Origin of the sequence: Streptomyces sp. SudanB182_2057 (genome assembly GCF_964272715.1) — a bacterium.
Lineage (GTDB): Bacteria > Actinomycetota > Actinomycetes > Streptomycetales > Streptomycetaceae > Streptomyces > Streptomyces rubradiris.
In genome coordinates, this window is the sequence record NZ_OZ186798.1 from 7,128,205 (window position 1) to 7,147,455 (window position 19,251).

The 19,251-nt window shown below is 73.1% G+C and carries 20 protein-coding genes; 12 read left to right on the plus strand and 8 right to left on the minus strand.

What is annotated here, in order from left to right:
- Nucleotides 1-102 precede the first annotated feature (102 nt).
- The 3 genes from ACSURM_RS31755 to ACSURM_RS31765 all read right to left on the minus strand — a co-directional run bounded on the left by ACSURM_RS31755 (nucleotide 103) and on the right by ACSURM_RS31765 (nucleotide 2,636).
- On the minus strand, nucleotides 103-771 hold the full coding sequence (locus ACSURM_RS31755; protein WP_436959200.1) for a TetR/AcrR family transcriptional regulator: 669 nt from the start codon (nucleotides 769-771) through the stop codon (nucleotides 103-105).
- A gap of 281 nt (nucleotides 772-1,052) precedes the next feature.
- The gene (locus ACSURM_RS31760; protein WP_436959201.1) at nucleotides 1,053-1,802 is read right to left on the minus strand and encodes a phosphatase PAP2 family protein; all 750 of its coding nucleotides are present in this window, start codon (nucleotides 1,800-1,802) and stop codon (nucleotides 1,053-1,055) included.
- A gap of 282 nt (nucleotides 1,803-2,084) precedes the next feature.
- Nucleotides 2,085-2,636 (minus strand): DUF5134 domain-containing protein, encoded by a 552-nt coding sequence (locus tag ACSURM_RS31765; RefSeq protein ID WP_436959202.1) that lies wholly within the window; start codon nucleotides 2,634-2,636, stop codon nucleotides 2,085-2,087.
- A 186-nt stretch (nucleotides 2,637-2,822) separates the two neighbouring features.
- On the opposite strand from ACSURM_RS31765, the gene ACSURM_RS31770 reads away from it, so the two are divergent.
- On the plus strand, nucleotides 2,823-4,523 hold the full coding sequence (locus ACSURM_RS31770) for an FUSC family protein (protein ID WP_436959203.1): 1,701 nt from the start codon (nucleotides 2,823-2,825) through the stop codon (nucleotides 4,521-4,523).
- Nucleotides 4,520-5,101: a MarR family winged helix-turn-helix transcriptional regulator gene (locus tag ACSURM_RS31775; RefSeq protein WP_436959204.1), complete on the plus strand. Its 582-nt coding sequence runs from the start codon at nucleotides 4,520-4,522 to the stop codon at nucleotides 5,099-5,101. The genes ACSURM_RS31770 and ACSURM_RS31775 overlap by 4 nt, the downstream gene beginning before the upstream one ends.
- A 12-nt stretch (nucleotides 5,102-5,113) precedes the next feature.
- Here the strand turns inward: ACSURM_RS31775 and ACSURM_RS31780 are convergent, their stop codons facing one another.
- Together ACSURM_RS31780 and ACSURM_RS31785 are read right to left on the minus strand one after the other, a co-directional pair.
- Complete coding sequence (locus ACSURM_RS31780; RefSeq protein ID WP_436959205.1) at nucleotides 5,114-6,166, minus strand: aldo/keto reductase; 1,053 nt, start codon at nucleotides 6,164-6,166, stop codon at nucleotides 5,114-5,116.
- 201 nt (nucleotides 6,167-6,367) lie between these two features.
- Nucleotides 6,368-6,760, minus strand: a complete 393-nt coding sequence (locus ACSURM_RS31785) for a VOC family protein (protein WP_436959206.1) — start codon at nucleotides 6,758-6,760, stop codon at nucleotides 6,368-6,370.
- A gap of 57 nt (nucleotides 6,761-6,817) precedes the next feature.
- Here ACSURM_RS31785 and ACSURM_RS31790 point away from each other — a divergent pair, with 57 nt between their 5' ends.
- Complete coding sequence (locus tag ACSURM_RS31790; RefSeq protein ID WP_436959207.1) at nucleotides 6,818-7,357, plus strand: GNAT family N-acetyltransferase; 540 nt, start codon at nucleotides 6,818-6,820, stop codon at nucleotides 7,355-7,357.
- A 36-nt stretch (nucleotides 7,358-7,393) separates the two neighbouring features.
- Here ACSURM_RS31790 and ACSURM_RS31795 read toward each other — a convergent pair whose 3' ends face one another.
- Nucleotides 7,394-8,077: a glycerophosphodiester phosphodiesterase gene (locus ACSURM_RS31795; RefSeq protein WP_436959208.1), complete on the minus strand. Its 684-nt coding sequence runs from the start codon at nucleotides 8,075-8,077 to the stop codon at nucleotides 7,394-7,396.
- A gap of 405 nt (nucleotides 8,078-8,482) precedes the next feature.
- On the opposite strand from ACSURM_RS31795, the gene ACSURM_RS31800 reads away from it, so the two are divergent.
- From ACSURM_RS31800 to ACSURM_RS31815, 4 genes are all read left to right on the plus strand, one after another.
- Complete coding sequence (locus ACSURM_RS31800) at nucleotides 8,483-9,880, plus strand: DUF6421 family protein (protein ID WP_436959209.1); 1,398 nt, start codon at nucleotides 8,483-8,485, stop codon at nucleotides 9,878-9,880.
- Nucleotides 9,877-10,668: an SDR family NAD(P)-dependent oxidoreductase gene (locus ACSURM_RS31805; protein WP_436959210.1), complete on the plus strand. Its 792-nt coding sequence runs from the start codon at nucleotides 9,877-9,879 to the stop codon at nucleotides 10,666-10,668. The genes ACSURM_RS31800 and ACSURM_RS31805 overlap by 4 nt, the downstream gene beginning before the upstream one ends.
- Complete coding sequence (locus ACSURM_RS31810; protein ID WP_436959211.1) at nucleotides 10,665-11,735, plus strand: threonine aldolase family protein; 1,071 nt, start codon at nucleotides 10,665-10,667, stop codon at nucleotides 11,733-11,735. Before ACSURM_RS31805 ends, ACSURM_RS31810 begins: the two co-directional genes overlap by 4 nt.
- A 77-nt stretch (nucleotides 11,736-11,812) precedes the next feature.
- Nucleotides 11,813-12,403 carry a transglutaminase-like domain-containing protein gene (locus tag ACSURM_RS31815; protein WP_436959212.1) on the plus strand — a complete coding sequence of 197 codons (591 nt, stop codon included), beginning with the start codon at nucleotides 11,813-11,815 and terminating at the stop codon, nucleotides 12,401-12,403.
- A gap of 42 nt (nucleotides 12,404-12,445) precedes the next feature.
- On the opposite strand, the gene ACSURM_RS31820 is transcribed toward ACSURM_RS31815, so the two are convergent.
- The gene (locus ACSURM_RS31820) at nucleotides 12,446-13,168 is read right to left on the minus strand and encodes a lysophospholipid acyltransferase family protein (protein WP_436959213.1); all 723 of its coding nucleotides are present in this window, start codon (nucleotides 13,166-13,168) and stop codon (nucleotides 12,446-12,448) included.
- Nucleotides 13,169-13,485: 317 nt separating this feature from the next.
- Here ACSURM_RS31820 and ACSURM_RS31825 point away from each other — a divergent pair, with 317 nt between their 5' ends.
- The 4 genes from ACSURM_RS31825 (at nucleotide 13,486) to ACSURM_RS31840 (ending at nucleotide 16,553) form a co-directional block, all read left to right on the plus strand.
- Nucleotides 13,486-13,818: a thioredoxin family protein gene (locus ACSURM_RS31825; protein WP_436959214.1), complete on the plus strand. Its 333-nt coding sequence runs from the start codon at nucleotides 13,486-13,488 to the stop codon at nucleotides 13,816-13,818.
- Between the two features lie 208 nt (nucleotides 13,819-14,026).
- Nucleotides 14,027-14,536, plus strand: a complete 510-nt coding sequence (locus ACSURM_RS31830) for a flavin reductase family protein (RefSeq protein WP_436959215.1) — start codon at nucleotides 14,027-14,029, stop codon at nucleotides 14,534-14,536.
- A 216-nt stretch (nucleotides 14,537-14,752) separates the two neighbouring features.
- Nucleotides 14,753-15,538, plus strand: coding sequence for an electron transfer flavoprotein subunit beta/FixA family protein (locus ACSURM_RS31835; RefSeq protein ID WP_436959216.1), 786 nt, complete (start codon nucleotides 14,753-14,755; stop codon nucleotides 15,536-15,538).
- Nucleotides 15,539-15,590: 52 nt separating this feature from the next.
- Nucleotides 15,591-16,553 carry an electron transfer flavoprotein subunit alpha/FixB family protein gene (locus tag ACSURM_RS31840; RefSeq protein WP_436959217.1) on the plus strand — a complete coding sequence of 321 codons (963 nt, stop codon included), beginning with the start codon at nucleotides 15,591-15,593 and terminating at the stop codon, nucleotides 16,551-16,553.
- 58 nt (nucleotides 16,554-16,611) lie between these two features.
- Here the strand turns inward: ACSURM_RS31840 and ACSURM_RS31845 are convergent, their stop codons facing one another.
- Entirely contained in the window at nucleotides 16,612-17,517 is a 906-nt protein-coding gene (locus ACSURM_RS31845; protein ID WP_436959218.1) for an endonuclease/exonuclease/phosphatase family protein, read from the minus strand.
- Between the two features lie 214 nt (nucleotides 17,518-17,731).
- Here ACSURM_RS31845 and ACSURM_RS31850 point away from each other — a divergent pair, with 214 nt between their 5' ends.
- Nucleotides 17,732-19,030: a DUF6986 family protein gene (locus ACSURM_RS31850; RefSeq protein WP_436959219.1), complete on the plus strand. Its 1,299-nt coding sequence runs from the start codon at nucleotides 17,732-17,734 to the stop codon at nucleotides 19,028-19,030.
- Nucleotides 19,031-19,251: the final 221 nt, after the last annotated feature.

The following is a 19,251-nucleotide window of genomic DNA, read 5'->3' on the forward strand; positions in this document are numbered from 1 at the left end:
GGGGGTGCGACCGTACGACCGCACCACGTGACGGTACGACCGCACCGCGTGCCCGCCCGTCCGGCGGCGGGCGCCGCACCGCTCGGGAAGCGCCGTCCCCGCTCAGGCCCGTTCCGGCCGCTCCTCCGTGGCGAAGAACCGGGACAGGTCCTCGCACTCCGCCCGCGCGTCCGTCGTGTTCTCGGGGGGTACGCCCATCTCCCACTCCAGCCCGTACCGCTGGAACAACTCGGCCCGCAGCGCCGGTACGGGCATCGGCACGCCCGGCACCAGCGCCGCGTACACCGCGCCCATCAGCAGGGCCCGCAGCATCGGGTAGTCGACCGAGACCGTCTGCGAGCCGTAGCGGGCCACGGTCTCGCCGAGCAGCTCCGCCAGCCGGCGCTGCTCCGGGCACTGCACGAAGCCCTCGGCCTGGAGCAGGCCCGCCATGTGCTGGCGCATCAGCACCGGCCGGTCCCGGGCCAGGCCCAGGATCGCGTCGATGGCCCGGGCCAGCCGCTCCCGGCCGTCCTCGGTGCGCGGCTCCCGCTCCAGCGCCTCCTCCAGCGTGCGGTGCATCAGCCGGTGCACGGCGGACTGCACCAACTGGCGCTTGCCGGGGAAGTAGTAGGACACCAATCCACGCGCCGAACCGGCCCGGTCGGCGATGTCGCCCAGCGTCGTGGCCTCGAACCCGCGCTCGCCCACCAGTTCGACGGCGGCCTGCAACAGCCGTTCCCTGGAACGCCGCCGCAATTCTTCATTGACCGAAGCGCTGCGCGGGGACATCCTGTAACTCCTGCGTTGACTGGCTGCCAGCCAACTATACTCAACGCATCGGGGCACCCGTGTGTTCGGGGCGCTCGGAGAAGCCGTCCGTCTGGGGCGACGCGGGGGATCGTCTCAGACGGGCGGCACACTGCGCCAGGTGTTTGCCGGTCAGGCACAAATCGCCGTGTGAGCAGCCCTGTTGAGCGTGACCGGTCCCGCGCGGGGCCGCGACGTGGCGCACTCGCCGGGGAGCGGTGTCCCGGCGGCAGCCGGGCAACGCGGCGGCCGCGCCCGCCACTTCACCCCCGTCGGCCCGCCGGGGCCTCCCGCCGTTTCCGCGGCCACTCGTACACCAGCACCGCCAGCGCCACCAACAGCGCGCCCAGCAGCCATCCGCCGAGCACGTCCGAAGCCCAGTGGACGCCCAGCCAGACCCGGGTGACGCCCACTCCGGCCACCGAGACGACCGCCGCCGTCACCCCCGTACGCCACAGGGCGCGGCCCGCGCCGCGGCGGCGCAGCAGCCACAGCAGCAGGCCGCAGGCCACGGTCGCGGTCAGCGCGTGACCGGACGGGAAGGCCGCGTAGTGGGCGGAGTCGACGGGGTCCGGCCAGGCCGGGCGGGGGCGGCCGACGGCGGCCTTCACCGACTGCTGCACGATCGTCGCCAGCGCGACGGCGCCCGCCAGCCACAGCGCGGTCCGCCACGCCGCGTGGCGCCAGACCAGCCACCCGGCCGCCGCCGCGCACAGCAGACGCATGGTCAGCGGGTCCCAGACCCAGTCCGTCAGCACCCGGCACGCCTGCGTCACCGCCCGGTCGCGGACCGCCCAGCGGTGGGTGGTGAGGGCGATGTCGCCGTCCAGCATGAGCAGCGGGTGCCAGCGCACCGCGACGAGGACGAGCAGCAGGACCGAGCAGACCCCGAGCGCCAGGGCGGCCACCGCGGCGGCCCGGGCCGCCGTGCGGTGCGGCGGCGAGCCGGAGGAGGCCGGCGGCGGGTCCGCGGAGGAGGGCGGGGGCGGGGGAGCGGTGGGACGATCGCGCATGCCGCGATCTTTGTGGATACGGCGGCCGAGGCCAAGCCCGGCATGACCGGAGGCGGGCGGAGGCTCCCGGGCCGGTCGCGTACCCGCGCGGAGAACGGCACCTCCGGAAACGCCGGCACCTGCGGAAATCCACCCGCCGGTGCGGCCGAGCGATGCGGCCGAGCGGTGCGGTCAAGCGGTGCGGGGCAGCCGGTCGTGCCGAGTCCGCGCCCGCCGGACGCCCGCGGCGCGCCGGAGCTTCTCAACGGGGCCCGTCCGCACCCGGAGGACGCGGTGCCGTCCTTACATCGCCAGCAGCATCGCCACCATGCCGATCCCCATCGACAGCCGGCACGCCCGGGCCAGTTCCGGACGGTCGCCCCAGCGGTCCGGCGCGGCCCCGGCCAGGGGAACGGCGGCGGGCACCAGCCGGGCGCCGGAGAGCAGTACGTACCCGGTGAAGTACAGGAGCAGGGCGCCGGTCAGCAGGGGGATGCCGGTGCCGCCGTGACCGTGGTGGGCGGTGGGCGGGGCGCCGGCCATCGCCACCGCCATGTAGACCATCGCCGCGCTGCCCACCAGGTGGTGCAGATGGCCGAGGTCGCCGCGCACGGCCCACAGCGCGCGCAGCGCCGCCGCGCCGAACACGGCCGCGTACACCGGCCACGCCCACCCCGGCGGCGTGAACACCGCCGCCGGCACGGCCATCGCGGCCATGCCGAAGCCCATCAGCGCCTCACCGCCCGCGGCCCGGCGCTGCTCGGCCACGCCACTGCGCATCCGCAGCAGGCAGTAGGCGCCGGTCGCCGCGCACAGCGCCATCAGCAGCCAGGCTGTCGACATCGGTCCGTGCATGCGCACCTCCCGCTCGACGGTCGCTCCGGACGAGCTCCGGACCCGTTTCCAGGACGCCATGCCCCGGGGCGGCGGAGCGCACGCGAGCGCAAGGGGGTACGCGGGGAGCATCCGGGGGAGCACAGGCCGTCACGCACGGGACGCGGCAATTATTTTACGAGTAAAACACGTGTTAAATTCGATGCCATGAGCAGTGCGACCCCCCACCGTCTTCCCCTCGCCGGAGCGCTCCGCCTCGGCCGCCCCTCCGACATCTGGTTCAAGCCCGCGCTGAGCGTGGTCGTCTCGGTCGCCCCGCCCAACCTGACGCTCCTCGCGCTCGGCCGCCTCGATCTCGCCATGTACACGATGGCCGGTTCGCTGTGCGCGCTCTACGGCCACAACCGGCCCTACGCCGCCCGCGCCCGCACCCTGGCCCGGGTCGTGCTCGGCATGGTCGGCGGCCTCGCCGTGGCCCTGCTCGCCGCCGCGCTGACCACCAGCGCCGTGGTCCTCGTCACCGTCGGCGCCGTCCTCGCGGCGGTCCAGAAGACGGTCTGCGACGCCACCCGGGTCGGCCCGCCGGCCAATGTGGTCCTCACCTTCATCAGCTCCGCCTCGCTCTTCGTCCCCGAGACCCTCGGCCGGCTGCCGGGGCACATCGGGCTGGCCCTGGCCGCCGGTGCCTGGGCCTGGCTGGTCTGCATGGCACCCGGACTGCTGCGCCCGCACGGCCCCGAGCGCCGGGCCACCGCCCAGGCCCTGAACGCCGCCGCCGCGTACGCCGGCACCCGCGGCACCGGCGACGGCCACGCCCGGGCCCGTGCCGCCTGCGCCGCCGCGATCCACGCCGCCTGGCAGTCGCTGCTCGCCGTCGGCGCCCGCCCCGACAGCACCCGGCGCGCCCTCGAACACCTCCTGGTCCGTGCCGAGGTCGCCCTCGCCGCGCCCGCCGACACCGACCCCGAGCGGCTGCGCGCCTGGGCCCGCGCCCTGCGCGGCACCGGCCGTGTCCCGCGCGTCGCGCCGACGGGCGGCGACGCCGACGAACTCCTCGGCGTCGCCGCCGAACAGTCCCTGCCGCCCCGCTCGCTGCGGCACCGCCTCGCCCCCCTCGCCCCGCTGGCGGTACGCACCGCGCTCGGCTGCGCCCTCGCCGGCTACGCCGCCCTCGCCCTCGGCGTCGGCCGCCCCTACTGGGCGCTGGTCACCGCCGCCTCCCTCTACCAGGCCAACGTCACCCTCACCTGGAGCCGGGCCGTCCAGCGGGTCGTCGGCAACCTCGTCGGCGTCCTCGTCTTCGCCGCCCTCGCCCCGCTCACCCATCTGCACCCCGCCGCCCTGGTGCTGGTCTCGCTCGCCCTCAACTTCGGCGCCGAGGCGCTGATCGGCCGCAACTACTGGCTGGGCAGTGTCTGCGTCACCCCGATGGCGCTGCTCATCACCGAGTTCGCGCGCAGCCAGGACGCGGCCGACCTGATCGCCGACCGGGTCGTGGACACCCTCATCGGCGCGCTGGTCGGCTTCGCCGCCGCCGTCGCCGTCACCAACCGGCGCGCCGGCGCCCGCCTGGACCAGGCGCTGACCGCCGCCGAGCGCGCCCGCGAGCACGCCGCCCGCCTGCTCGCCGAGCCGCACCCGGAGCCCCGCGCCCTGGAGTCCGCCCGCCGCGCCCTGGCCGCCGCCCTGGTCGACCTGCGCGCCACGGCCGACGCCGCCGCCGGCGAGTGGTGGCAGCGCGCCCTGCCCGAGGACCGGGTCGTGCTCACCGAGCAGGCCGGACACCGTACGCTCGCGGCGACGGTACGACGCCAGGGACTCGTACCGCGGGACCGGGACGAGGACCCGGGCCGGGCGCCCGACGGCGACCGGGACCCGGACAGGACGACGGAGGACATGCGGCCATGACGGCGACGAACGGCGGACCGACGCCCGGGAGCGACGCGACCGGAGCCCGGCCCGGGGCCGGGCCCGAGCCCGCGCGCGGCGACACCGTCTCGGCCGTCGTCCGCCAGTGGCAGGCCGTCCACCCCGAGCTGGACACCGGGCCGATGGAGATCATCGGCCGGATCAACCGCTGCGCCGCCCTGCTCCAGCAGGCCGAGGACGCCCCGCTGCGCCGGGCCGGACTAAGCCGCGCCGAGTTCGACCTGCTCGGCGCGCTGCGCCGCACCGGCCACGAACTGACCCCGGGGGAGCTGGCCCGGGAGACCTTCTCCTCCGGGGCCGCCGTGACCAAGCGGCTCAAGCAGCTGACCGAGCGCGGCCTGGTCGAGCGGCGCGGCGACACCCGCGACCGGCGGGTGGCCCACGTCCGGCTCACCGACACCGGCCGCGGCCTGGTCGACGGCATCCTGCCCGACCAACTCGCCTACGAGACGGCCGTACTGTCCGTCCTGCCCCCGGGGGACCAGGACGAACTCGCCGGACTGCTGGCCGAGTTGCTCGGCCGCCTGGAGGGCCGGATGGGCGCGCTGCGGGCCTGAGGGGCCGGACGTTCACAGGACGTCGTGCACGGTACGGCGGTACGTGGAGCGGCGGTCGACGATGTCCGGCCAGCGGTCGCCGTACACATTGCGGGTGATGGGCGCCTCCCGCAGGAAGTCGTGCGGGAAGCCCAGCGGGACCGCGCTCACCTCGTCCAGGCGGGCGCGCGCGTCCGCGTCGAGCCGGACCCCGGTGCTCGCCAGGTTGTCCGCGAGCTGCTCCGGCCGGGTGGCCGACACGAGCGGTACGACGTTCCCGGGGCGGCCCAGCAGCCAGGCCAGGGCCACCTGCGCCGGGCTCCAGCCGCCCGCCCCGGCGATCTCCAGGACCGCGTCGACGACGTCCTCCTCCCACGCCTCGGGCCGCACGTCCAGCGTGTCCAGCCGCCCGGTCCCGCCGCGCCGGTACTTCCCGGTGAGCCGGCCCGCCGCCAGCGGCGCCCAGGCGAACACGGTGAGGTCGAACGCCCGGGCCTGCGGCAGCAGTTCACGCTCCGGGGTGCGCTCCAGCAGGCTGTAGCGCAGCTGCGAGCCCGCGAAGCACGTCCAGCCGCGCAGCTCGGCGAGGGTGTTGGCCTGCGCGATCTCCCAGGCCGGCCAGTCCGAGACGCCCACGTAGAGCACCTTGCCCGCGCGGACCACGTCGTCCAGGGCGCGCATGACCTCCTCCACCGGCGTGAAGTTGTCCCGGGCGTGCACCCACAGCACGTCGAGCCGGTCGGTGCGCAGCCGGCGCAGGCTGTCCTCGACCGACCGGACGAGGTTCCCGCGGTGGTTGCCCGCCGCGTTGGGGTCGCCGTCGCGGGTGCCGCAGGTGTACTTGCTCGCCAGCACGAACCGGTCGCGGCGCCCGGCGAGCAGCTCGCCGAGGATCCGCTCGGCGCTGCCGGAGGTGTAGTTGTTCGCGGTGTCCACGAAGTTGCCGCCCGCGTCGGCGTAGACGTCGAGGATCCGGGCGCTGGTGTCCTTGTCGGCGCCCCACCCCCAGTCCTCCCCGAAGGTCATGGTGCCCAGCGCCAGTTCGCTGACGCGCAGCCCGGTCCGCCCGAACAGCGTGTACCGCATGTGTGTCTCTCCCTCTTCGCGGAAGGTGCGAGCGGCCTCGCGGGTGGCGCGGGCGATCTCGCGGGTGGTGGGAGCGACGCTAGGGGCTGGAGCGCCCTCGAAGGCAAACCCCCGCCCGGCCCGCCGGACGCACGGCCGCAGACCCGCGAACGTGCCCGGGGACGGCCGCCGCCGTCCCCGGGCACCTTCGCGGACCGGACCTCAGATCCCGGGCCGGTACCGCAGCGGGTGGTCTGCCGGGATCTCCACCAGGACGATCGGTGTGCCGTCCGGATCGTTGATCCACATCTCGACCAGGCCCCAGGGCTCCTTCACCGGGGGCCGTGCGATCTCCACGCCCCGCGCCCGCAGTTCCTCGCACGCGGCCGTCGCGTCCTCGACCTGCAACCACAGCCGTACCGCGGGCGAGGGCGGGTCGTCGGACCGGCCGGACAGCTCCAGGAAACCGCCGCCGAGGAAGTAGACCGTGCCGCGTTCGGGACCGGTCCCGAACTCGCGGTAGACGGACAGTCCCAGCTGCTCGCCGTAGAAGGCGCGGGAGCGTTCGGGATCGGAGGGCCGGAGCAGGGTCCGGCTGCTGAGTACATGCACCATGCAGCAGGGTTACCCTCTTCCGTGCCCCGGCCACGCCCGAGATCGGAGACCACCGCCATGGACACCCCCGCCACCGGCCTCACCTTCCGCGACGCCACCGACGCCGACGTGGACGCCCTCGTCGCGCTCGTGGAGTCGGCGTACCGGGGGGACAGCAGCCGGGCCGGGTGGACCACCGAGGCGGACATCCTCGACGGGCAGCGGACCGACCCGGAGGGTGTGCTGGAGGTGATCAAGTCGCCGGACAGCGTGCTGCTCACCGTGGAGCTGGACGGCCGGATCGTCGCCTGCTGCCAGCTGGAGCACCGCGGCGACCACGCCTACTTCGGCATGTTCGCGGTGAGCCCCGCCCTGCAGGGCGGGGGCGTCGGCAAGGCCGTCCTGGCGGAGGCCGAGCGCCGGTGCCGGCGGACCTGGGGCGTCGGCGAGATGCACATGACGGTGATCTCCGTGCGCGAGGACCTGATCGCCTGGTACGAACGCCGCGGCTACCGCCGTACGGGACGGACGTCCCCGTTCCCGTACGGCGACGAGCGCTTCGGCATCCCGCGCCGCGCCGATCTGGAGTTCGAGCTGCTGGTCAAGGAGCTCGGGTGAGGGTGCGACCGCCGGTTCGCGGCCCGGCCGCCGGGGCTACGCCGTGAACCGGCCCGTGCGCTTGATCTCCGGGTAGTCGGTCGTCGCCCCGTCCAGTTCCAGGGCGCGGACCAGGCGCAGGTGCTCCTGGGTGTTCACCACCCAGCCGAGGATCCGCAGCCCGGACGCGCGCGCGTGCTCGACGATCTCCAGGGTGAGCCGGCGGATGTTCAGACACACGGTCGCGGCGCCCGCGGCGACGGCGCGGTCCACCACCTCGGTGCCGTAGCGGCTCGCGACCAGCGCCGTACGCACCCCCGGCACCAGCCGCGCGATCTCGGTGATCGCCTCGTCGTGGAACGAGGACACCTCCACCCGCGTGGTCAGGTCCCGCGCGCGCATCACCTCGGCCAGCGCCCGGGCCGCCGCCACGTCCTTGATCTCCGCCTGCAACGGCGCCCGCACCGCCTCCAGCACCTCCTCGAACACCGGCACCCGCTCCCCGCGGCCCGCGTCCAGGGCGCGCAGCTCCGCGAGGGTCTTCTCGGCGATCGGCCCGGAGCCGTCGGTGGTGCGGTCCACCTCCGCGTCGTGCATGACGACGAGGGCGCCGTCCTTGCTCAGGTGCAGATCGAGTTCGATCAGGTCCAGGCCGGCCTGCTGCGCGGCGACGAAGGAACGGAGGGTGTTCTCGGGCTCGACGCCCATGACCCCGCGATGACCGATGGTAAGGAAGTTCAAGGTTCAACTCGCTTCCGTCGACGGCGGCTCGGCGACGCGCGGACCGACGGACCCGTGCCGGACGTCGTCGTCCACGCGGCAAGGCCGCAGCCTAATGGCCGGGCCGTGCGATGGACCCGCGGCTGCGCCGGGCATTCGGGAGCCGGGGCAGACGCCAGTTGGCCGGTATCCGCCTTGGCCGTCACCCTCCGGTGGGCGCGTCCCCCGCACCCTTGACCACCGGGCGCGCCGTCGCGCCGGGGAGCGCGCGCCGTTGATGAAAGTGAGCGCCGTCACGGTTTGCGGCAGGAAAAACGTCGGTGACCATGGGGTCGGACAGAATATTTTCCCGCTCCTGCTCTTGCTGAGAGAAACAGGGTACGCCTACGGTATCCATACGTGAGGTTCTCCCGTGGAGGATGGGGCATGACGGAAATTCTTGTGCAGGCAGGCGTGGAGGAGCGGATTCCTTCGCCGACCAGGGTGGTCGAGCACCCGGCCTGGGCCGTGCTCAAGGATGCCGTGGAACGGATCCGGCCATGGCAGTCCAAGGACGGATCGATCGACTTCGCCGCCGAGGGCGCCCCGCGGCGGGCCGACGCCGCGGCGGCCGTCGAGCGCGTCGCCGAGGCGGTCGGGGAGCTCTCTCCGCTGCTCCCGCACGACGCCGCCTACCACCAGGCCCTCGTGAAGGACCTGCGCCGCTGGGCCGAGGGCGGCTTCGAGGTCCCGGACTTCCTCGACTCGCTGCTGGCCTTCCAGCCCGCCGCCCACCGCGCGGACGGCCTTCAGCACCTGGTCGTCTTCCCGATGTACACCCAGAACGGCAACCCGGACCGCAATCTGGAGGCGGTCGTGCTGCGCATGGTCTGGCCGGACTGGCTGGCCGAGCTGGAGCGCACCCGGTACGACAACCCGCTCTTCTGCGGCATCACCTTCGAGGACTTCACCTCGGGCTACGACACCAACTCCGCCGTCCTCTTCCCGGAGACCATCGCCGTCCGTCAGGCGCCGGAACGCTTCTCCTGGGGTGGCATCTTCTGCGACCGCGAGGCCGCCCGGTTCCGCCGCGTCACCGACGCCGCCGTGGACATCCTGGGCCTGGAGCTGCCCGAGGACATCGCCGCCATGGTGCACGACCAGAAGCGCTGCGAAGAGGCCTTCGTGCTCTGGGACATGGTCCACGACCGCACCCACAGCCACGGCGACCTGCCGTTCGACCCGTTCATGATCAAGCAGCGCCAGCCGTTCTGGATGTACGGCCTGGAGGAGCTGCGCTGCGACCTCACCGCCTTCAAGGAGGCCGTGAAGCTCCAGGCGGACGGCGTCCCGCAGGCCCGTGACGTGCAGTACGCGGTGCTCTTCGACCGCATGTTCCGCTTCCCCGTCACCGGTGACCGCAACCGCAACTACGACGGCCTCGGCGGCCAGCTGCTCTTCGCCTACCTGCACAAGCACGACGTCGTCCGGTGGACCGACAACAAGCTCTCCATCGACTGGGAGCGCGCCCCGCAGGTCACCAACCAGCTGTGCGCCGAGATCGAGAAGCTCTACCGGGACGGCATCGACCGTCCGAAGCTGGTGCACTGGTTCGCCGGCTACGAACTGGTCTCCGCCTACCTCGCCCCGCACCCCGGCTCCAAGTGGGCCAAGGGCCCGGACGCCCTGGACCTGACCCAGCCGCCGCGCAAGCTGGTGGACGACGTGCTGCCGGACGAGTTTCCGCTGAGCATGTTCTATGAGGCGCTGGCGAAGAAGCTGAAGAATGTGATCGCCTCCACCAAGGGCATCACGGCGGACGGCGCCGAGCGGATCGCCGCGTGAGCGACCGCGTCCACAACACTGTTCAAGAGGGGAAGAACGTGGGGAACAACGGGTCTCTCAGTGGTGCGGTGATCGCGGTGGCCGGCGCCGGCGGCCCCGCCGGGCACGCGGCGCTGGTCCGGCTCGCCGAGGCGGGCGCGGTCGTCGTGGGTGCCGACAACAATCCCGAACGCCTCGCGGAGGCCGTCGACGCGGCGCGCTACGCCCGCGGCGGCGCCACCGTCACCGGCGAGACCGTCGACCTGCTCGACCTGGAGGACACCCGGGCCTGGGCCGCGCGCATCGAGAAGGACCACGGCCGGATCGACGGCCTGGTCCACCTCGTCGGCGGCTGGCGCGGCGGTGCCACCTTCGCCGGCACCGACCTCGCCGACTGGGAGCTGCTGGAGAAGCTGCTCGTGCGCACCGTCCAGCACACCTCCCTCGCCTTCTTCGACGGCCTCCAGCGCAGCGACCGAGGCCGGTACCTGCTCATCAGCGCGGCCGGCGCCACCAAGCCGACGGCGGGCAACGCGGCGTACTCCGCGGCCAAGGCCGCCGCCGAGGCATGGACGCTCGCCATGGCCGACGGCTTCCGCAAGGCCGGGGGCGAGCAGGGCCCGCGTTCGGCGGCTGCCATCCTGGTGGTGAAGGCGCTGGTGCACGACGCGATGCGCGCCGAACGCCCCAACGCGAAGTTCGCGGGCTTCACGGACGTCAAGGACCTGGCCGAGGCCATCGAGGGCGTCTGGAGCAAGCCCGCCGCAGAAGTGAACGGAAACCGTCTGTGGCTGACCGAGAAGCCGTGAACCCACCCAAGACCGACGCGCGTCGCCATCACGACCCGCAGGTCCGCGGTTTCGCCAGTGACAACTACGCCGGAGCCCACCCCGAGGTGCTGGCCGCCCTGGCTCTGGCCAACGGCGGCCACCAGGTGGCGTACGGCGAGGACGACTACACCGAGCACCTCCAGCGGGTGGTGCGCGGCCACTTCGGCGCCACCGCCGAGGCGTTCCCGGTCTTCAACGGCACCGGCGCCAACGTGGTCGCGCTCCAGGCGGTCACCGACCGCTGGGGCGCGGTGATCTGCGCCGAGAGCGCGCACATCAACGTCGACGAGGGCGGCGCCCCCGAGCGCATGGGCGGGCTGAAGCTGCTCACCGTGCCCACGCCCGACGGCAAGCTCACCCCGGAGCTGATCGACCGGCAGGCCTGGGGCTTCGAGGACGAGCACCGGGCCATGCCGCAGGTCGTGTCGATCACCCAGTCCACCGAACTGGGCACCCTCTACACGCCCGGGGAGATCCGCGCGATCTGCGAGCACGCCCACGCGCACGGCATGAAGGTGCACCTGGACGGCTCCCGGATAGCCAACGCCGCCGCCTCCCTGGACGTGCCCATGCGCACCTTCACCAACGCGGTCGGCGTGGACATCCTCTCGCTGGGCGGGACGAAGAACGGCGCGCTGTTCGGCGAGGCCGTCGTCGTCATCAACCAGGACGCGGTGCGGCAGATGAAGCGCCTGCGGAAGACGTCCATGCAGCTGGCCTCCAAGATGCGTTTCGTCTCGGTGCAGTTGGAGGCGCTGCTCGCCAAGGACCTGTGGCTGCGCAACGCCCGGCACGCCAACGAGATGGCCCAGCGGCTCGCCGAGGGCGTGCGCGCGGTGCACGGGGTGGAGATCCTCTACCCGGTGCAGGCCAACGGCGTCTTCGCCCGGCTCCCGCACGACGTGAGCGAGCGGCTGCAGAAGCGGTTCCGGTTCTACTTCTGGGACGAGGCCGCCGGAGTGGTGCGCTGGATGTGCGCTTTCGACACCACGGAGGACGACGTCGACACGTTCGTGGCCGCCCTCAAGGAGGAGATGGCCCGCTGATCCCCAGTGCTGCATAGTTATGCGATCACCTGGAAAGTCATTGACGTCCGGTGATCGCGTTCCTATGCTCTGCGGGCATGGAGCTGATCCAGAACACGGCCGACCTGTCCGCGTACCTCGCCGCGGACGAGGTCATCGACCACCATCACCCGCTGGTCCGGGAGACCGCCGCCCGCCTCGCGGCCGACGCCGCCGACTCGTATGAATATGCGCGGGCCGCGTATGAGTTCGTACGGGACACCATCCCGCACTCCCAGGACTCCGGCGACCCGCGCGTCACCTGGCGCGCCTCCGACGTGCTGGCCGAGGGCACCGGCATCTGCCACGCCAAGTCCCACGCCCTGGCCGCCCTGCTGCGGGCCGAGGACATCCCGACGGCCCTGTGCTACCAGCGCCTGACCGACGACGCGGGCGGCCATCTGCTCCACGGCCTGGTCGCCGTACGCTTCCACGGCGCCTGGCACCGGCAGGACCCCCGCGGCAACAAGCCGGGTGTCGACGCGCGGTTCTCCCTGACCGGCGAACGGCTGGCCTGGACCCCGGACCCCGCGGCCGGCGAGACGGACTACCCGGGCCTGTACGCCACCCCGCACCCGGCGGTCCTCGCCGCCCTGCGAACGGCCCCCGACCGCCCGCACCTGTGGAAGACCCTCCCGTCAAGCCTCTGAGGCCTGGGCCTCCGGCCGCTCGACGGCCGGGCGCCGCGGGTGTTACGCCTGGATCCGCAGCTGCTCCGCCGTGGGGGCCGTGCCGCCGAGGTGCGCGGGCAGCCACCAGGTGTCCTCCGGGCCCTTGGGGCGGCCCGGGTAGGCACGCTGCGCGGCCTCCAGCAGATCCTGGACGCGTTCGCGCAGCCGGCGGGTGATGGCGCCAGCGTACTGGTCGCGGGGGGCCTCCACCGCCTCGCCGACCCGGACGGTGACGGGCAGGTGGCTGCGCTTGAAGTTGCGCGGCTGCCCCTTCGTCCACAGCCGCTGCGTGCCCCACACCGCCATCGGGACCAGCGGCACGCCCGCCTCCTGGGCCAGCCGGGCCGCGCCCGACTTGAAGCTCTTCAGCGTGAAGGACTGCGAGATCGTCGCCTCCGGGAACAGCCCGATGACCTCGCCGGAACGCAGCGCGTCCAGCGCGTGCGCGTACGCCTTCTCGCCCTGTCCGCGGTCCACCGGGATGTGCTTCATGCCGCGCATGAGGGGCCCGGAGATCCGGTGCCGGAAGACGGAGTCCTTCGCCATGAAGCGCACCAGCCGCTTCTGTGGCAGGGCGGCCAGGCCGTTGAAGATGAAGTCCAGATAGCTGATGTGATTGCTCACCAGCACGGCGCCGCCCGCGCGTGGGATGTTCTCCGACCCCCGGCAGTCGATCTTCAGATCCCAGACCTTGAACGCCGTCTTGGCGATACCGATGACGGGACGGTAGACCAGCTCTGCCATGGGCGGGGTGTGCCCTTTCTGCTCTGCTCGGGAAAGGGGGCTCCCGGCGGGAAGGTTACGCAGCCGTAGGTTTACGGCGTCTCGCAGATCGTGCCCGAAGAACGTACGGGTGACCAGTTCTGGTGCCTCCCTAACGCGAGATCCTCGTCACGTCGGCCTACATCCCACCTCGGATCTTTAAGCCCCCTTTACTGTTCCCCGGGTAGCCGCCGGGAATCTTCCCGGCCCCGTGACCGGTTGTTCCGATGACGACCGGACCGGCGGCGCGCCCCTGACGTGCCCGCCGCGACGAGCCGCGCCGGCGGCGGAACGGGAGAGTGCGGGTGGGCGGGCGCGACGACGGCAGGCGCATCGGTGCGGCCGAACTCGGCGCGGAGCTGGGGGAGCGGGCCACGCTGGTGCAGTTCTCCAGCGCCTTCTGCGCGCCCTGCCGGGCCACCCGGCGGGTCCTCGGCGAGGTCGCCGGGCTGGTCCCGGGCGTGACCCACGTCGAGATCGACGCGGAGGCCCACCTGGACCTCGTACGCGCGCTGGAGATCGTCAAGACGCCGACCGTCCTGGTGCTGGACGCCGGCGGACGGGTGGTGCGGCGCGCCATCGGGCAGCCCCGCAAGGCGGACGTCATAGCGGCCCTGGGGGAAGCGGTATGAGCGGGGCCCGGCGCCCGGTGCGCGGACTTCCGGAGCGCGGAAGCCGCTTGACGGTACGGCTCGCCGGTCGCCAACCTGACCGCATGCCGACCGAACTCCTTCTCTACGGGCGGGTCCACATCGATCTGGCCCGCACCGCGAGCGCGGGGTGTCCGGGCCGTTGAGCACCCGTGAACCCGCTCGTGACCCCCGGCAGAAGGACGACTCCATGACGGCCACTCCCGGCCTCGGCTCCCCCCGGACCGCCTCCCCGGACCTGCTGCGCTCCGCCTTCCGCCGGCACGCCGCCGGCGTGGCGGTGATCACCGCGCGCGGCGCCTCCGGCCCGGTCGGCTTCACCGCCACCTCCCTCACCTCCGTGTCCGCCGCACCCCCGCTCGTCTCCTTCGGTATCGGCACGGGCGCCTCCAGCTGGCCCGCGATCGCCGAGACGGACCACGTCGGCGTGCACATACTCGCCGAGCACCAGAGCGACCTGGCCGCCACCTTCGCGCGCAGCGGCGCCGACCGCTTCGGTGCGCCCACCGCCTGGCGGGAGGGGCCGGAGGGGGTGCCGGTGCTGGACGACGTGCTGGCCTGGCTGGTGTGCCGGATCGTCGGGCGGGTCCCGGCCGGCGACCACCGCATCGTGCTCGCCGAGGTCGTGTTCGGCGATCCCTCGGGCGACGGCCGCCCGCTCCTCTACCACCAGGGCCGCTTCAACGCCCTGCGGGATTGATCACGCCGAGCGCCGCTGCGCGCCCGTCGGGTTCCGGTTACGCTGCGTTGCGAAGGTCACAGTTCAAAGCGCTTGCTTAGCGGGCATGAACTGGGTGTACTGACGAGTAATATCTCGTTCGGAGCGCGCGGACGCCCCGATCGGGATCGGCCGCTTGAGGCGCCTATGCTGCCTGCAAGAGGCAGCCCGAAATGACGATGCAGTAGGAGAGCCGGCGTGAGCTTGAGGATCGTTGTCACTGTGAAGTACGTGCCCGACGCCACTGGCGACCGGCACTTCGCCGATGACCTGACCGTCGACCGCGACGACGTGGACGGTCTGCTCTCCGAGCTGGACGAGTACGCGGTCGAGCAGGCCCTGCAGATCTCGGAGAACGCGGACGACGCCGAGGTCACCGTGCTGACGGTGGGCCCCGAGGACGCCAAGGACGCGCTCCGCAAGGCCCTGTCCATGGGTGCGGACAAGGCCATCCACGTCGAGGACGACGACCTGCACGGCACCGACGCCATCGGCACCTCCCTGGTGCTGGCCAAGGCCATCGAGAAGGCCGGTTACGACCTGGTCATCTCCGGCATGGCCTCCACCGACGGCGCCATGGGCATCGTCCCGGCGCTGGTCGCCGAGCGCCTGGGCGTCCCGCAGGTCACCCTGCTGTCCGAGGTCTCCGTCGAGGACGGCACGGTCACGGGCCGCCGTGACGGCGACGCCGCCTCCGAGCAGCTTCAGGCGCAGCTCCCGGCCGTCGTCTCCGTGACCGACCAGTCCGGCGAGGCCCGCTACCCCTCCTTCAAGGGCATCATGGCGGCCAAGAAGAAGCCGGTGGAGTCCTGGGACCTGTCCGACCTCGACATCGAGGCCGAGGAGGTCGGCCTGGACGGCGCCTTCACCAAGGTCGAGTCCGCGACCGAGCGCCCGGCGCGCACGGCCGGCACCATCGTCAAGGACGAGGGCGAGGGCGGCAAGCAGCTCGCTGAGTTCCTCGCGGCCCAGAAGTTCATCTAAGGGCCCGCCCCGCCGACCGCCCCTCAACTTCGTTACGCAGGAGAGCAATCCCATGGCTGAAGTCCTCGTCTTCGTCGACCACGCGGACGGTGCCGTCCGCAAGCCCACCCTGGAGCTGCTGACCCTGGCCCGCCGGCTGGGCGAGCCCGTCGCCGTCGCGCTGGGCAACGGCGCCGCCGACACCGCCGCCACGCTCGCCGAGCACGGCGCGGTCAAGGTGCTCACCCACGACGCCGCCGAGTACGCCGATTACCTGGTCGTGCCGAAGGTGGACGCCCTCCAGGCCGCCTACGAGGCCGTCTCCCCGGCCGCCGTGCTGGTCCCGTCCTCCGCCGAGGGCAAGGAGATCGCCGCCCGCCTGGCGCTGCGCATCGGCTCGGGCATCATCACCGACGCCGTCGACCTGGAGGCCGGCGACGAGGGCCCGGTGGCCACCCAGTCGGTGTTCGCCGCGTCCTTCACCACCAAGACCCGTGTCGTCAAGGGCACCCCGGTTATCACGGTCAAGCCGAACAGCGCCGCCGTCGAGGCCGCCCCGGCCGCCGGTGCGGTCGAGGCCCTGTCGGTGACCTTCTCGGACAAGGCGACCGGCACGAAGATCACCGGCCGTACGCCGCGTGAGTCCACGGGCCGCCCGGACCTGACCGAGGCCGCGATCGTGGTCTCCGGTGGCCGCGGTGTGAACGGCGCGGAGAACTTCGCGATCATCGAGGCCCTCGCCGACCAGCTGGGCGCGGCCGTCGGCGCCTCGCGTGCCGCCGTCGACGCCGGCTGGTACCCGCACACCAGCCAGGTCGGCCAGACCGGCAAGAGCGTGTCGCCGCAGCTGTACATCGCCAACGGCATCTCCGGCGCGATCCAGCACCGCGCCGGCATGCAGACCTCGAAGACGATCGTGGCCGTCAACAAGGACGAGGAGGCCCCGATCTTCGAGCTGGCCGACTACGGCGTGGTCGGCGACCTGTTCGACGTCGTGCCGCAGCTGACCGAGGAGATCAAGGCCCGCAAGGGCTGATCCCCGCATCCGCTGTACGAGGCCCCCGTGACCGCGCCGACGGTCCCGGGGGCCTCGCTCATCCCAGCGTCAGCGTGGCCTGCACCGGCAGGTGGTCGCTCGGGTACTGCCCGTGCGCCGAGAAGGTGTTGATGCGGGCCTCGTGCGCCGTGACACCGGGGGTGGCCAGGATCCAGTCGATGCGGTCGCCGCCCGGCGTCAGCGGCCGGTAGCCGTGGAAGGTGCCGTACAGCTCGCTCCGCTCGGCCGCCGTGTCCCAGGTGTCGGTCAGCCCCGCGCCCAGCATCGTGTCGTAGACCGGGTTCCCGTGGGCGGCCACGTTGAAGTCGCCGGTGACGACGAGCGGGAGCGAGGTGCCGAGCCCGGCGATGCGCTGGGCGATCAGGGCGGCGGCACGCGCGCGTGCGTACTGGCTGTGGTTGTCGAGGTGGGTGTTCAGCAGGTGGAACTCCCGGCCGCCGGACAGCAGGTCCCGGAACCGGACCCGGGTCACCATGCGGATGGAACCGCCGCCCCAGGTGTTGGACCCGATCACGTCCGGTGTGTCGGAGAGCCAGAAGTGGTCGTACTCCTCGGGGGCGAGCCGGCGCGTGTCGTAGAAGACGGCCATGAACTCGTCGCGGCTGCCGCCCGCGCGCCCGGTGCCGATCCAGTCGTACGCGGTCCCGAGGTCGGCCTCGATGTCCCGCACCTGCTGGTAGAGGCCCTCCTGGGTGCCGATGACATGCGGGCGCTCGCGGTGCAGCAGGGCGCGCGTCACGGGGCGGCGGGCGGCCCAGCTGTGCGGCTCGGCGGTACTCGCGAAGCGGAGGTTGAACGACATCACGCGCAGGGGGACGCGGTGGCCGCTGCCCGCCCCGGCGGGGCCGGGGGAGAGTGCTGTACTGGACAGGGGCAGGGGAATCGCGGCTGCCAGTGCGGCCTTCAGGCCCCTGCGGCGCGTGACTCGGCTGTGGCTCGGCACGGGTGCTCCTCCTGCTGCGGCTTCCGGGCGACTCGTCGCCGGCGGGCTGGTGCGGTCGAGGGGTGCGGCTCCGGCACGGTGCCAGAGGGAGGTGACCGTGTCGAGAGCGCGGAGTGGAGAGCACACGATGTGGTGTTGACCAGTCGGAAGGTTGCCAGATAGCTTCGCTATACGGATTGTTGATTCCATAGAGCGGAAAACTGGAGGGTGTGGGATGGGTCAGCAGGAGAAGGTGGCGACGAGCCTCGCGGGCGCCGTCAGCGAGGAGATCAGCGCTTCCCTCGCACCGGTCGACGCGGAGCTGGAGCGCCGCTACCCCGGGGACCCGGGCACCCGCCAGCCCGTCCACACCGTGTACGTCCCCGGCGACGCCTTCGCCGCCGGCACCATCCGCTCCTGGGGCGACCAGGCCCTCGCGGCGCTCGACGAACACGCCCCGGACGCCGCCTCCTTCGCGGCCGTCCTCGGCCTGTCGGACGAGCTGGCCGAGCCGGTCTACTCCCGCGTGCGGGCCAAGCTGGAGCGCGAGCCCATCGAGGACCTGCGCGTCGACTTCGAGGACGGCTACGGCCCCCGCCCCGACGACGAGGAGGACGCGACGGCCGCCCGCGCCGCCCGCCTGATCGCCGAGGCGTACCGGGACGGCACCGCCGCGCCCTACATGGGCATCCGCATGAAGTGCATGGAGGCCGCCGTACGGGACCGGGGCATCCGCACCCTCGACGTCTTCCTCACCGGCCTGATGGAGGCCGGCGGCCTGCCCGAGGGCCTGGTCCTCACCCTGCCCAAGGTGACCTACCCCGAGCAGGTGAGCGCTTTCGCCCGGCTGCTGGAGGCCTTCGAGAAGGCGCACGGCCTGGACGCCGGGCGCCTCGGCTTCGAGATCCAGATCGAGACCAGCCAGTCCATCCTGGCCACCGACGGCACCGCCGCCGTCGCCCGCATGATCCAGGCCGCCGAGGGCCGTGCCACCGGGCTGCACTACGGCACCTTCGACTACAGCGCCTGCCTCGGCGTTTCCGCCGCCTACCAGGCCAGCGACCACCCGGCCGCCGACCACGCCAAGGCGGTCATGCAGGTGGCCGCGGCCGGCACCGGCGTCCGCGTCTCGGACGGCTCCACCAACGTCCTGCCCGTCGGCCCGACGGCCAAGGTCCACGACGCCTGGCGCCTCCACTACGGCCTGACCCGGCGGGCGCTGTCCCGCGCCTACTACCAGGGCTGGGACATGCACCCGGGCCACATCCCCACCCGCTACGCCGCCGTCTTCGCCTTCTACCGCGAGGGCTTCGAGCAGGCCGCGGCCCGCCTCGCCCGCTACGCCAACCGGGCCGGCGGCGACGTCATGGACGAGCCCGCCACCGCCAAGGCGCTCAGCGGCTATCTGCTGCGCGGCCTGGACTGCGGCGCCCTGGACATCGCCGAGGTGGCCCGCCTCACCGGGCTCACCCGCGCCGACCTGGAATCCTTCGCCTCCCCCCGCCGCGGCGACCTGACGGCGTCCGCGAAGTAGCCCGAGGGGCCGCTGACCGGGGCGGTACGAGCGCCCGTACCGGCGGGCGACCGGCCGGCCCGCGCCCCGCCGTACCGGCTGTGGTCACCGTGCCCGCCGCAGGCAAGGGCGGCGGCGGGCACGGCCGGGGGTCCGGCGGGGGCCCGTGGTCCTCCGGCCGGTGTGGGGTGTTGAACGTCCCCGCCGCCGGTCGGTCGGCGCTCCGGTGGCCTGGCCGCGCC